The 11,943-nt window shown below is 69.5% G+C and carries 11 protein-coding genes; 3 read left to right on the top strand and 8 right to left on the bottom strand.

The window, feature by feature from the left end; genetic code table 11:
- The first annotated feature begins 25 nt into the window (after positions 1-25).
- Together AC1G9C_RS19930 and AC1G9C_RS19925 are read left to right on the top strand one after the other, a co-directional pair.
- Positions 26-616 carry a TetR/AcrR family transcriptional regulator gene (locus AC1G9C_RS19930; protein ID WP_480408587.1) on the top strand — a complete coding sequence of 197 codons (591 nt, stop codon included), beginning with the start codon at positions 26-28 and terminating at the stop codon, positions 614-616.
- Between the two features lie 57 nt (positions 617-673).
- A complete protein-coding gene (locus AC1G9C_RS19925) occupies positions 674-1,783 on the top strand; it encodes an NADH:flavin oxidoreductase (protein ID WP_480408586.1) in 1,110 nt (369 codons plus the stop codon).
- A 128-nt stretch (positions 1,784-1,911) separates the two neighbouring features.
- On the opposite strand, the gene AC1G9C_RS19920 is transcribed toward AC1G9C_RS19925, so the two are convergent.
- From AC1G9C_RS19920 to AC1G9C_RS19910, 3 genes are all read right to left on the bottom strand, one after another.
- A complete protein-coding gene (locus AC1G9C_RS19920; RefSeq protein WP_457789176.1) occupies positions 1,912-3,141 on the bottom strand; it encodes a glycosyltransferase family 4 protein in 1,230 nt (409 codons plus the stop codon).
- A gap of 15 nt (positions 3,142-3,156) precedes the next feature.
- Positions 3,157-3,915: a sulfate transporter CysZ gene (gene cysZ / locus AC1G9C_RS19915; protein ID WP_480408585.1), complete on the bottom strand. Its 759-nt coding sequence runs from the start codon at positions 3,913-3,915 to the stop codon at positions 3,157-3,159.
- Between the two features lie 68 nt (positions 3,916-3,983).
- A complete protein-coding gene (locus AC1G9C_RS19910; RefSeq protein WP_480408584.1) occupies positions 3,984-5,966 on the bottom strand; it encodes a sensor domain-containing diguanylate cyclase in 1,983 nt (660 codons plus the stop codon).
- Positions 5,967-6,201: 235 nt separating this feature from the next.
- On the opposite strand from AC1G9C_RS19910, the gene trxB reads away from it, so the two are divergent.
- Positions 6,202-7,149, top strand: coding sequence for a thioredoxin-disulfide reductase (gene trxB, locus AC1G9C_RS19905; protein ID WP_021444336.1), 948 nt, complete (start codon positions 6,202-6,204; stop codon positions 7,147-7,149).
- Positions 7,150-7,252: 103 nt separating this feature from the next.
- Here trxB and AC1G9C_RS19900 read toward each other — a convergent pair whose 3' ends face one another.
- The 5 genes from AC1G9C_RS19900 to AC1G9C_RS19880 all read right to left on the bottom strand — a co-directional run bounded on the left by AC1G9C_RS19900 (position 7,253) and on the right by AC1G9C_RS19880 (position 11,735).
- Positions 7,253-8,413 carry an AAA family ATPase gene (locus AC1G9C_RS19900; protein ID WP_480408583.1) on the bottom strand — a complete coding sequence of 387 codons (1,161 nt, stop codon included), beginning with the start codon at positions 8,411-8,413 and terminating at the stop codon, positions 7,253-7,255.
- A gap of 21 nt (positions 8,414-8,434) precedes the next feature.
- Positions 8,435-8,803 carry a hypothetical protein gene (locus AC1G9C_RS19895; protein ID WP_122108270.1) on the bottom strand — a complete coding sequence of 123 codons (369 nt, stop codon included), beginning with the start codon at positions 8,801-8,803 and terminating at the stop codon, positions 8,435-8,437.
- Positions 8,800-9,630 carry an SDR family oxidoreductase gene (locus AC1G9C_RS19890; protein ID WP_480408582.1) on the bottom strand — a complete coding sequence of 277 codons (831 nt, stop codon included), beginning with the start codon at positions 9,628-9,630 and terminating at the stop codon, positions 8,800-8,802. The genes AC1G9C_RS19895 and AC1G9C_RS19890 overlap by 4 nt, the downstream gene beginning before the upstream one ends.
- 52 nt (positions 9,631-9,682) lie before the next feature.
- A complete protein-coding gene (locus tag AC1G9C_RS19885) occupies positions 9,683-10,147 on the bottom strand; it encodes a hypothetical protein (RefSeq protein WP_021443312.1) in 465 nt (154 codons plus the stop codon).
- A 154-nt stretch (positions 10,148-10,301) separates the two neighbouring features.
- Positions 10,302-11,735 carry a mannose-1-phosphate guanylyltransferase/mannose-6-phosphate isomerase gene (locus AC1G9C_RS19880; protein WP_480408581.1) on the bottom strand — a complete coding sequence of 478 codons (1,434 nt, stop codon included), beginning with the start codon at positions 11,733-11,735 and terminating at the stop codon, positions 10,302-10,304.
- Between the last annotated feature and the right edge of the window lie 208 nt (positions 11,736-11,943).

The following is an 11,943-nucleotide window of genomic DNA, read 5'->3' as shown; positions in this document are numbered from 1 at the left end:
GACGACCGGTCATATGCTCGGCGCCATGAACAGCATTCGACTCGACAAGCGCGACCTGATCCTGAGCAAGGGCTCGGCGGTGATGACCCGTCGCGGCTACCACGGCACCGGGGTACAGGAGATCGTCCAGGCCGCCGGGATTCCCAAGGGCAGCTTCTATCACTACTTCGCCAGCAAGGAAGACTTCGCCCTGCAGGCGCTGGCCTTTATCTACCGCCCGCGGCTGGAGCGTTATGCCCAGGCGCTGGGCAACCCGGCGCTGAGCCCGCGGGCGCGCATCCTCGGCTACTACCGCGACCTGCTGGCGCACTTCACCCGCCAGGACTCGCCGCAGTACCACTGCTTCATCGGCAGCCTGAGTTTCGAAATGAGCGAGATGCTGCCGGCCATCGGCGCCGAAGTGGAGGCCATCCAGCAGGCCTCGGTGGAAATCCTCCGTCAGTGCCTGGAGCAGGCGCGCGCCAGCGGCGAGCTGAGCGCCGACGAGGACTGCGGCAACCTCGCGATCTTTATCGCCAACGCCTGGCAGGGCGTGCTGGCGCGGCTCAAGGTGGGCCGCAGCCTGCAGCCGCTGGAAGCTTTCGTGTTGCGCCTGGAGCGTCTGCTGCAGGCCTGATTTTTCTTGACCCTTGAAACGAGACGACCGGTCGGTTGGCCGGCCCCAGGAGACCCCATGAGCGCCCCCGTACAAGCCCTGTTCGCCCCCTTCCGCCTCGGCAACCTGGAGCTGCCGACCCGCGTGGTGATGGCGCCGATGACCCGTTCCTTCTCCCCCGGCGGCGTGCCCAACGCCCAGGTGGTGGAGTACTACCGCCGCCGCGCCGCCGCCGGCGTCGGCCTGATCATCACCGAGGGCACCACGGTCGGTCACCAGGCCGCCAACGGCTACCCCAACGTGCCGCGCTTCTATGGCGAGGACGCCCTGGCCGGCTGGAAGCAGGTGGTCGAGGCGGTGCATGCAGAGGGCGGCAAGATAGTTCCGCAGCTGTGGCACGTGGGCAACGTGCGGCGCCTGGGTACCGAGCCGGACGCCGGCGTGCCGGGCTACGGGCCGATGGAGAAGCTCAAGGACGGCAATGTCGTGGTACACGGCATGAGCAAACAGGATATCGACGAGGTGATCGCCGCCTTCGCCCAGGCCGCGCGCGATGCCAAGGCCATCGGCATGGACGGCGTGGAGATCCACGGCGCCCACGGCTACCTGATCGACCAGTTCTTCTGGGAAGGCTGCAACCAGCGCACGGACGAGTACGGTGGCGACCTGGCCGGCCGCTCGCGCTTCGCCATCGAGCTGATCCAGGCGGTGCGCGCCGCGGTCGGCCCGGACTTCCCGATCATCCTGCGCTTCTCGCAGTGGAAGCAGCAGGACTACAGCGCCCGCCTGGTGCAGAGCCCCGAGGAGCTGGAGGCCTTCCTCAAGCCGCTATCCGAGGCCGGCGTGGATATCTTCCACTGCTCGACCCGGCGCTTCTGGGAGCCGGAGTTCGCCGGCAGCGACCTCAACCTGGCCGGCTGGACCCGTCAGCTCACCGGCAAGCCGACCATCACCGTCGGCAGCGTCGGCCTGGACGGCGAGTTCCTGCAGTTCATGGTCAAGACCGACAAGGTCGCCGAGCCGGCCAGCATCGACAACCTGCTCGAGCGGTTGCACAAGCAGGAGTTCGACCTGGTGGCGGTGGGCCGCGCGCTGCTGGTCGACCCGGACTGGGCGCTGAAGGTGCGCGAAGGGCGCGAGGGCGACATCCTGCCGTTCAGCCGCGATGCGCTGATGCAGCTGGTCTGAGGCTTCTTCCCCGGGCGCCGGTCTGCGGCGCCCACTTTCGAGCCCCGGCACATCGGGGCTTTTTTACGCCCGCTGGCAGGGGGCGGGGTGCGCCTCGGATGCCTAGCCTGGCTGCAATCCGGCAGGGCTCAGGGCCCGGGCGCCTTGCCCCGGATTGCGGCCGCGCCAGCCCTGTCGGCGACCTTGGGCGGTGCCTGCAGGGCGCCGCGCAGGTGCTGTTCGAACAGCTGGACGATGCCGTCCCAGCCCTGTCTGCCGGCGTGCTGGCGGGCATTGAGGCGAACCCGGCGCAGGGTCTCGTCGTCTTCCAGCAACCAGCAGGCCGCCTCGCAGAAGCCGTGCTCGTCGCCGGGGCGGGCGAGGGCGCCGTTGTGCCCGTGGTGAATATGCTGGGCGGCGGCGGCCTGGTCGTAGGCCACCACGCCGAGGCCCGAGGCCAGCGCTTCCAGCACCACGTTGCCGAAGGTCTCCGACAGGCTGGGAAACAGGAACAAATCGCCCGAGGCATAGTGCGCGGCCAGCGCCTCGCCGCGTTGCAGGCCGCAGAACACCGCGTCCGGCAGCTGCGCCTGGAGACTGGCGCGCTGCGGGCCGTCGCCCACCAGGATCAGGCGCATGCGCCGGCGCGGCTGGCTCGCCTGCAGGGCGGCGAAGGCCTTGCCCAGCAGGCCGAGGTTCTTCTCCGCGGCCAGGCGGCCGACATGCAGCACGGCCAGCTCGTCCGGGCCCAGGCCCCAGCTGGCGCGCAGCGCCTCGCTGCGCCGGCTGGGGTGGAACAGCTGGCTGTCGACGCCGCGGGCGAGCAGGGCCAGGCGCTCGAAGTCGCGTCGCTGCAGCTCGATCTGCTGCCCGGCGCTGGGCACCAGGGTCAGTTGCGAGCGGTTGTGGAACCAGCGCAGGTAGTTGGTCAGCAGGCGGGTCAGCAGACCGACGCCGTAGTGCCCGGTGTACTGCTGGAAGTTGGTATGAAAGCCGCTGACCACCGGGATGCCCAGACGCCGGGCGGCGCGCAGGGCGGACAGGCCGAGCGGGCCTTCGGTGGCGATATAGAGCACGTCCGGGCGTTGCCGTTGCCAGCGTCGCAGCAGCTTGTGCAGCGCCGACTGGCCCCACTGCAGGCCGGGGTAGCCGGGCAGCGGCCAGCCGCGGGTCAGCAGCAGGTCGGCGTCCAGCGGCTGCGCCGGGTCCGTCGCCTGGCGCGGGCGCACCAGCTGCACGCGATGGCCGCGGCCGCGCAGGCCCTCGACCAGGCGGCCGAGGGTGTTGGCCACGCCGTTGATTTCCGGTGGGTAGGTTTCGCTGATCAGGGTGATTTGCAGGGCGGTCGGGTTCATGACGGCAGTCTGGGCCGCCGCCATGTAGCCCATGTGACGTCAGGGTTGCGGTTTTGTGACGGGCTCTGCGCCGCGTTCGCGCACCCAGAACAGCGTGGCGCCGGCCACCGCCGCCGGCATGACGAGGATATTGACGAAGGGAATCAGCAGCGCGGCGTAGGTGATGCCGCCGAAGCTCAGGCTCTGCCAGCGCTTTTCGCGCAGCCAGGCGAGCATGTCCTGCCAGCTCAGCTTGTTGTTGTCCGCCGGGTAGTCGATGTACTGCACCGCCATCATCCACACGCCGAACAGCAGCCACAGCGGCGCGGCCACCAGGTTGACCACCGGGATGAAGCTCAGGATCAGCAGGGCGATGGCGCGCGGCAGGAAATAGGCCAGCTTGCGCGCCTCGCGGCCGAGGGTGCGCGGCACCATGGCCGCCAGTTCGGCCCAGCTGAAGGGCGGGAAGTGATCCTCGCCGCGCACCACCACCTCGACCTTCTCGGCGAGAAAACCGTTGAACGGCGCGGCGATGATATTGGCCAGCAGGGTGAAGCTGAAGAACACCATCAGCAGCACCAGCACCACGAACAGCGGCCACAGCAGGTACTCGAGAAAGCTCAGCCAGTTCGGCAGGCTGGGCATGAAGGCATCGACCCAGCCGCCGAACTGCTGCACGGCGACGCCGATCAAGGCGACGAAGAGGATCAGGTTGACCGTCAGCGGCAGCAGCACGAACAGGCGCAGGCCGGGGCTGAGCACCAGCTTCAGGCCTTCGCGCAGGTATTGCGGGCCGGACAGAACGGGGGCAGCGGGCATGATGGGCTCCAGGGTGGTTGAGTCGCGCGACCATACCGACTTTGCCGGGGCGGCGAAAGTTCAGCGGTTCATGGCTCCGCCGTGCTGGCCTGCGGCTGGTACAGCACCACCTGGTTGCGCTTGCGCTTGGCCAGGTACATGGCGCTGTCGGCGGCCTTGATCAGCGCCTCGGCCTCGCCCGCGTGCAGCGGGCAGAGGGCGATGCCGATGCTCGGGGTGACGAAGTCGATGCGCTCGCCGAGTATGTCGAACGGCGCGCCGAGGCTGGCCAGCAGACGCTCGCCCAGGGCCTGCGCGGCCTCGGCGCTGGCGCCGGCGAGCAGCAGGGTGAATTCGTCGCCGCCCAGGCGGTACAGCTTGCCGGGCTGGCGCAGGCCGTGCTGCAGACGCGCGGCGATGGCCGCCAGCAGGGCGTCGCCGGCGTCGTGGCCGAACTGGTCGTTGACCTGCTTGAAGTGGTCCAGGTCGATGAACAGCAGGGCCAGCGGGCCGGCGTTGCCGCTCAGCGCCTGGTCGAGGTCGTGCTGCAGCTGTTCGTTGAACGCCTTGCGGTTGCCCAGGCCGGTGAGTGGGTCGCGGTAGGCCAGGTCGTGCAGGTGGCGCTGGTAGGCCATGCGTTCGCTGACGTCGCGCAGGATGCCGCGGTAGCCGAGCAAGGCGCCGCCGCGCTCGCGGATGGCGCTGACCCGTGCCTCGCAGTCCAGCGTCTGGCCGTCGCCGCGGCGAAAGCGCGCGTTGAAGGTGTCGCGGCTGGCGTCGTCGCGCGCCTGCTGGAACAGCTGGCGGGCGCGCTCGACCTCGTCGCCGGCCAGCAGCTCGACGAAGGGGCGGTGCAGCAGCTGGTCGTCGCGGTAGCCGAGCAGGCGCTCCAGGGCGCGGTTGAAACGCTGCAGGCGGCCCTCGGCGTCCACCTCGAAGTAGCCGTCGTGGATCGCGTCGAGCACCACGCGGTCGCGCGCCTCGCTCTGTTCCAGGCGCTCGAGCATCTGGTTGAGGCCGGTGCTGAGCGCGCCCAGCTCGTCGCGGCCGAGGTCGCCGACCCGCGGCAGGCGGGCCTGGTCGCCGATGGCGGCGATCTCGCCATTGAGCCGGCCGAGGCGGCGCAGCACCCAGAACTCCAGGCCGATGTACACCAGCAGCGCCGCCGCCAGGGCGATCGCCAGGCTGAGACCGAGGAAGAAGTGGATGGCCTCGCCGCCCTTGCGGAAGTTGATGCGCTCGCCGGTCAGCTGCAGGCGCAGTTCCGGCTCGCCGAGGCTGTTGGCCGATTGCAGCTCGATGCGCTGACGCTGCGCGTCGAGCAGGCTGCGCGGGCTGAGCCAGCCCTGCGGCAGCGGGGTGTCGGCGGGCAGGGCCAGGCGTTGCCAGTCGTCGTCCATCTCCACGGGCGGCAGCAGGCGCAGGTCGCCGAGGGTGCGCAGCTGCAGGTTCTCCTGGCGTGCGCCGTCGAAGAAATAGCCGGCCAGCAGGCTGCCGATGGCCTCGGCGCTGCCCTGGCTGTTGCTCACCGCGCTGACCGTCAGCAGCTGCGGCACGCCCTGCACCAGCAGCAGCTGGCCGGACTGGAACTGCGCATCGCCGCCGTGCTGCAAAAGGCCCAGGCGCTGGCTGCGGGCGAGGATGTCGCGGCGCAGGCTGGCGATGCTGCGCGGGCGCTCGCCGCCGACCGGGAGCATGTCGAGCAGGTCCGGCGGCGCCCATTGTTCGACCACCACCTGGCCGCGGTCGTCGAGCAGCACCATGAAGTCGAAGTCGAGGTTGGCCAGTTGCCCGGGGTCGAGGTTGCGCCGCAGGAAGCGGCTGCGGTCGCCTTCGCCGAGCAGCAGCTCGTAGCTGCCGTCCCACCAGGCATAGCTGCGCAGCAGGCTGCTGGTGCGGTGGATATGGGCGAGCAGCAGGGCATGCGCCTTGTGCGCCTCGGCCTGCAGGCGCAGGTTGTCCTGCTGGTCGAAGCGGCTCAGCAGCAGGCGCTCGGAGAGGCCGTAGACGGCCAGCAGGGTTAGCACCAGCAGGGGGGCGAACAGCGAGAACAGGCGGGTGCGCAGGGTCATGACGGCATTCGTCCCTGAAGTCGATGGGCCCAGTATAGCCAGGGCGGGCGATCCTTCCGGTCGATAGCGGGGCTCTATGCCGCGCATTGGCAATGGGTATTTCCGCTCGCGCCGAGCGCTCGCTAGCCTGGCGACCAGTTTCACACTTTGCCGGGCTCCCCCTGCGTCAGCCTTCCCCACGTGCTCGGGAGCCCGTTCTTATCTCAGCCGGCGCAGCTGCCGGGAGGAGTCGTCGATGTCTGCCATTCGCCATGCCCGCGTCATCATTCTGGGTTCCGGGCCGGCCGGTTACAGCGCCGCGGTGTACGCGGCGCGGGCCAATCTCAAGCCGCTGCTGATCACCGGCATCCAGGCCGGCGGCCAGCTGACCACCACCACCGAAGTGGACAACTGGCCGGGCGATCCCCACGGCCTCACCGGCCCGGCGCTGATGCAGCGCATGCAGGAACACGCCGAGCGCTTCGAGACCGAGATCGTCTTCGACCATATCAACGCGGTGGACCTGGTCGGACCGCGCTTCACCCTGGTCGGCGACAGCGCCATCTACAGCTGCGACGCGCTGATCATCGCCACGGGCGCCAGCGCCCGTTACCTGGGGCTGCCCAGCGAGGCGGCGTTGATGGGCAAGGGCGTGTCGGCCTGCGCCACCTGCGACGGCTTCTTCTACCGCGGTCGCCCGGTGGCGGTGGTCGGCGGCGGCAATACCGCGGTGGAGGAGGCGCTGTACCTGGCCAATATCGCCAGCAAGGTGACCCTGATCCACCGCCGCGAGACCTTCCGCGCCGAGAAGATCCTGCAGGACAAGCTGCGCGCGCGGATCGCCGAGGGCAAGATCGAGCTGCGCCTGAATGCCGAGGTGGACGAGGTGCTGGGCGATGCCGGCGGCGTCACCGGCGTGCGCCTCAAGCACCAGGACGGCGCCAGCAGCGAGCTGGCCGTGGACGGCCTGTTCGTCGCCATCGGCCACACCCCCAACACCAGCCTGTTCGAGGGCCAGCTGGCGCTCAAGGACGGTTATCTGGTGGTCAACGGCGGGCGCGAGGGCAACGCCACCGCCACCAGCATCCCCGGCGTGTTCGCCGCCGGCGACGTGGCCGACTCGGTCTATCGCCAGGCGATCACTTCGGCCGGTGCCGGCTGCATGGCCGCGCTGGATGTCGAGCGTTATCTCGACGGGCATTGAGCTCCGGTTGTGGACAAAGCCCCGGCATCGCGAGATGGCGGGACTTTTTCGTGGTAGCCCGGATGTCATCCGGGCTATGCGAGCGCCTCCCACCCACTATGAGTCAATCCGGCCAGTGCCAGGCCGGTTCGTCCAGCAGGCCCTGACCGCGGATGCCGGTCTGGCCCAGCGCTTTGTCCAGCTCCAGGGCGTTGCACGCCGGGCTTTGCTTGAGCGTGGCGATCAGGCGGCTGGCGTGGGACACCACCCACACCTGGGTGTGCTGCGAGGCGGCGATGATCAGGCGGCCGAGCGCGGGCAGCAGATCCGGGTGCAGGCTGGTTTCCGGTTCGTTGAGCACCATCAGCGATGGCGACCGCGGGGTGAGCAGGGCGGCCACCAGCAGCAGGTAGCGCAGGGTGCCATCGGACAGCTCGGCGGCGCTCAAGGGGCGCAGCAGGCCTTCCTGGCGCAGCTCGACGGCGAAACGGCCGCCCGGCTGGAAGTCGATGTGCAGGCGGCTGCCGGGAAAGGCGTCGTCGATGGCGGCATCCAGCGCGGCGCGGTCGCCGATCTCGCGGATGGTCTGCAGCGCCGCGGCCAGGTCGCGGCCGTCGTGGTGCAGCACCGGTGTGCGCGTGCCCAGTTGCGGCTGGCGCGCGGGTGCGTCGGCATCGCTGCGAAAGTGATCGTAGAAACGCCAGCGGCGGATGGTTTCGCGTAGCTGGAAGACTTCCGGGCAGCTCGGGTCGTTGCCGATCTGGTCGAACAGGCTGTCGTAGCTCGGCAGGTGCTGGGCCAGCACCTGCCAGCTGCGGCCTTCGCGCAGGCGTACCAGTGGTCCGGCACGATCCACCAGCAACGAGGCGGGGCGGTAGCTGGCGCCGGCCCAGATACATTCGCGCTTGATCTCCGGGTCGAGGGCGAAGGCCGAGCGGCTCGGCTCGGGCAGGCCGAGGGATATCGCATAGCCGAAATCCTCGCCGGCAAAGCCCAGGCGCAGACGCATCGCGTGCTGCCGTGGGCCGCCTTGCACCGGCACCTCGCCGCTGCGCATGCGCCGGGAAATCTGCTCCGGCCCGGCCCAGAAACTCGACTCCAGCCCGCCCTCTCGGGCCAGCGCATTGACCACCCCGCCCTGGGCGGTTTCCGCCAGCAGGCGCAGGGCGCGGTAGAGATTGGACTTGCCGCTGCCGTTGGCGCCGGTGATCAGGTTGAGTTGGCCCAGCGGCAGCACCAGGCTGTTGATCGAGCGGTAGTTGGCGACGGCGAGGGTATGCAGCATGGGTGTCGTCCTGACCAGGAATCAGCGGCCGTGGCGCGGCGAGAAGGCCAGCCAGGCCAGCAGCGGGTAGCACAGGTAGTGCAGGCTGAACAGGAACAGGCCCATGGGACTGGGGGTGTCCTGCAGGGCCATCATCGCCAGCAGGCCCAGGTAGAGCAGCGCCAGCAGGCCGCCGTAGAGCGCGGTGAAGCGCCAGCGTTCGGCGTTGCTCGGCGCGCGCCCTTCGCGCCAGTGGAACAGCAGCGCCAGGCCGGCGGCGATGGCGGCGGCGATCAGCAGGGTGGTCAGCACCCCGCCGAGGCGCACGAAGGTGCGCAGCAGCAGGTTCAGCAGCACCGCCGCGAGCACCCCGCCGAGGGCGTAGTAGCGCAGTTGCACGGCGCCGCTCACAGGCTGCGGGCCAGGCCGAAGCGTTTGCTCAGCACCCGGTCCAGCAGGGCGCCGGGCAGCAGCGCGGCGAGCAGCGGCAGGGCGCGGCTGCCGTTGCCCAGGCGCAGCAGGCGCGGGCGTTTGTCGCGCTGCACGGCGGCGAGCAGTTGCGCGGCGAACGCCTCGGCCGGGGTGGGGTTGTCCTGCGAGGCGCCGGCGCGGGCGCGGATGCCGTCGCGCAGCGGCCACCAGGGCGAGTCCTGGCGGATCAGTGCTTCGGCCTGCTGGCTGGCGTTGGCGCCGAAGCTGGAGGCGATGGCGCCGGGCTGCACCTCCATCACCTCGATGGCGAAGGGCGCCAGCTCCAGGCGCAAGGCGTCGGTCAGCGCGTGCACCGCCGCCTTGGAGGCGCAGTAGGCGCCGGCGAAGGGGGTGACCAGCACGCCGGAGACGCTGCCGATATTCACCACCAGGCCGCGGCTGCGACGCAGCAGCGGGAACATGGCGCGGGTCACGCCGACCACGGCGAACACGTTGGTCTCGAACTGCTGGCGCATGGCCTGAACGCCGCCGTCGAGCAGCGGGCCCATGGCGCCGTAGCCGGCGTTGTTGATCAGCACCTCGAGGCCGCCGATCTCCTCGTTCAGGCGGCTGGCCAGGCGTTCGAGGGCCTCGCCGTCGTTGACGTCCAGCTGCACCGCCTGGAAGCCGGCCTGCTGCAGCGCCGCCAGGTCGCCGTCCTTGCGCGCGGTGGCCCAGACGCGGTAACCGGCGGCCTGGAAGGCGTCGGCCAGGGCGCGGCCGATGCCGCTGGAGCAACCGGTGATCAGGACATTGGCTTGGGACATGCGGCGGTCTTCCTTGTAGCGGGTTATCGGTATGCGCGGCGCAGCTCGGGGCTCAACGGACGAACTGGCCCTGCAGGCGCTCGGCGCGAAACTCCAGGGTAGCCGGGCTGTAGCCGCTGCGCAGGTCGGGCAGCGGCAGGCAGTCGTTCCAGCTGGCGCCAGGCAGCAGTTCGCCGGGGCCGCTGTAGCGCGGCGATTCGTACAGGCGCTGAGCCAGGTTGGTGGCGTTGCCGGGGCGGTAGGCGGCGACTTCCCAGCGCAGTTCCAGCAGGGCGGCGTCGCTGCCGTTCTTCAGCGTGACGAACAACGGCCGGTCGGCCGGGCACTGCTGCGGATCGTAGCGCAGGCGCAGTTCCAGGTGGGCGAGGTAGCGGGCATCGCGGTTTTCCTGCCAGAGCACCCAGCTGGCGACCAGGGCCAGGCCGGCCAGCGCCGCCATGGAGATCGGCAGGGCCTTGAGCGGGTAGCGGATCAGCAGGATCAGCCAGGAGACGACGAGCAGGACACCGATCAGCATGGGGGCAGCCTTGGAAAAGTCTGCCCTCATCCTACACAAGGCGGTTTGTCAGGGTAACCGCAGGGGCTGTCTCAAGCTGTGACAGGGGCGTAGCCCGGATGCAATCCGGGGGGCTCGGCGGCGGGGCCCCGGATTGCGTCCGGACTACGGCGGCTCAATGTGCGCTGATGACCGCGGCATCGCTGCGGCCGTAGACGTCCTCCAGGCGCTCGATATCGTCCTCGCCCAGGTAGGTGCCGGACTGCACCTCGATGATCTCCAGCGGGATCTTGCCCGGGTTGGAGAGGCGGTGCACCGAGGTCATCGGGATGTAGGTGGACTGGTTCTCGGTGAGCAGGAACTCGCGGTCGTCGCAGGTCACCTTGGCCGTGCCGGACACCACGATCCAGTGCTCGGCGCGGTGGTGGTGCATCTGCAGCGACAGCTGCGCCCCCGGCTTGACGGTGATGTGCTTGACCTGAAAGCGCCCGCCCATGTCCACCGAGTCGTACGAGCCCCAGGGGCGGTACACGGCGCAGTGGTTCTGGGTCTCGCTGCGGCCCTGGGCGTCGAGCCTGCCCACCAGCTTCTTGACGTCCTGCACGCGGTCCCTGTGCGCCACCATCATGGCGTCCTTGGTTTCCACCACGACGATGTCGTCCAGGCCGAGCACCGAGACCAGCTTGCCGTTGCCGTGCACCAGGCAGTTGCGGCTGTCCTCGAGCAGCACGTCGCCCTTGGTGACGTTGCCGGCGGCGTCCTTGTCGTGCACTTCCCAGATCGACGACCAGCTGCCGACGTCGTTCCAGCCGGCGGCCAGCGGCACCACGCAGGCGCGGGTGGTCTTCTCCATCACCGCGTAGTCGATGGAGTTGTCCGGGCAGCAGGCGAAGGTGGCAGGGTCGATGCTGATTTCCGCGTCCTTGCGCTGGCTGCGCTCCAGGGCCAGCAGGCAGGTGTCGTAGATGTCCACGTCGTGCCGCTTGAGCTCCTCGAGGAAGCGGCTGGCGCGGAACAGGAACATGCCGCTGTTCCAGTAGTAGTCGCCGCTGGCCACGTATTCGGCGGCGTGCTCGGCGTCGGGCTTCTCGACGAAGCGGGCGACCCGCGCCACGCCGTCCGGCAGCTGCGCATCGACGCCGCCGCGGATATAGCCGTAGCCGGTCTCGGGGCGGTCGGCCGGTACGCCGAACAGCACCATCTCGCCCTTCTCGGCGGCCATGGTGGCCAGCGCCAGGGCCTGGCTGAAGGCCTGCTGGTCGTCCAGCACGTGGTCGGCCGGCAGCACCAGCATCAGCTCGTCACGGCCCTCGGCGATCAGCTGCAGGGCGGCCATGGCCACCGCCGGCGCGGTGTTGCGGCCGAAGGGTTCGAGCAGCAGCAGCTGCGCCTGCTGGCCGATCTGCTGCAGCTGTTCCTGGACGATGAAGCGGTGCTCCAGGTTGGCCACCAGCACCGGCGGCTGCATGCCCTCGACGGAGAGGCGCTGCAGGGTCTGCTGGAACAGCGTGTGCTCGCCGGTGAGGGCGAGGAACTGCTTGGGATACTGCTTGCGCGAGAGCGGCCAGAGTCGCGAGCCGCTGCCACCGGAAAGGATGATCGGGGTCATGGTGTGTCTCCTGAGATGAGGGTCATGAGGTGCTCCAGCGTCATGTGGTGCGGCGTGTGCCCGCCGTTTTCCTTGTTCTCGAAAAAACTCGTTGCCTTAAGGAAGTTCTGAAAAAGCCATTTATCGTCACTCCCGCGAAGGCGGGAGCCCAGGGACTACGCAGGCTCTGGATTCCCGCCTGCGCGGGAATGACGGCTATTTCAGAGTT

It is taken from the genome of Pseudomonas sp. ABa2, from assembly GCF_056676075.1.
The sequence above is the reverse complement of the archived record's forward strand: the minus strand, read 5'-3'. Positions and strand labels throughout refer to the sequence as shown.

What these genes read in the sequence shown, in the direction of transcription:
- AC1G9C_RS19885 (WP_021443312.1), bottom strand. Translation starts at nt 10,147, where the DNA reads ATGCTGATCGGTGTCCTGCTCGTCGTCTCCTGGCTGATCCTGCTGATC.
- AC1G9C_RS19890 (WP_480408582.1), bottom strand. Translation starts at nt 9,630, where the DNA reads ATGTCCCAAGCCAATGTCCTGATCACCGGTTGCTCCAGCGGCATCGGC.
- AC1G9C_RS19910 (WP_480408584.1), bottom strand. Translation starts at nt 5,966, where the DNA reads ATGACCCTGCGCACCCGCCTGTTCTCGCTGTTCGCCCCCCTGCTGGTG.
- trxB (WP_021444336.1), top strand. Translation starts at nt 6,202, where the DNA reads ATGTCTGCCATTCGCCATGCCCGCGTCATCATTCTGGGTTCCGGGCCG.
- AC1G9C_RS19930 (WP_480408587.1), top strand. Translation starts at nt 26, where the DNA reads ATGAACAGCATTCGACTCGACAAGCGCGACCTGATCCTGAGCAAGGGC.
- AC1G9C_RS19880 (WP_480408581.1), bottom strand. Translation starts at nt 11,735, where the DNA reads ATGACCCCGATCATCCTTTCCGGTGGCAGCGGCTCGCGACTCTGGCCG.
- AC1G9C_RS19900 (WP_480408583.1), bottom strand. Translation starts at nt 8,413, where the DNA reads ATGCTGCATACCCTCGCCGTCGCCAACTACCGCTCGATCAACAGCCTG.
- AC1G9C_RS19920 (WP_457789176.1), bottom strand. Translation starts at nt 3,141, where the DNA reads ATGGCGGCGGCCCAGACTGCCGTCATGAACCCGACCGCCCTGCAAATC.
- AC1G9C_RS19925 (WP_480408586.1), top strand. Translation starts at nt 674, where the DNA reads ATGAGCGCCCCCGTACAAGCCCTGTTCGCCCCCTTCCGCCTCGGCAAC.
- cysZ (WP_480408585.1), bottom strand. Translation starts at nt 3,915, where the DNA reads ATGCCCGCTGCCCCCGTTCTGTCCGGCCCGCAATACCTGCGCGAAGGC.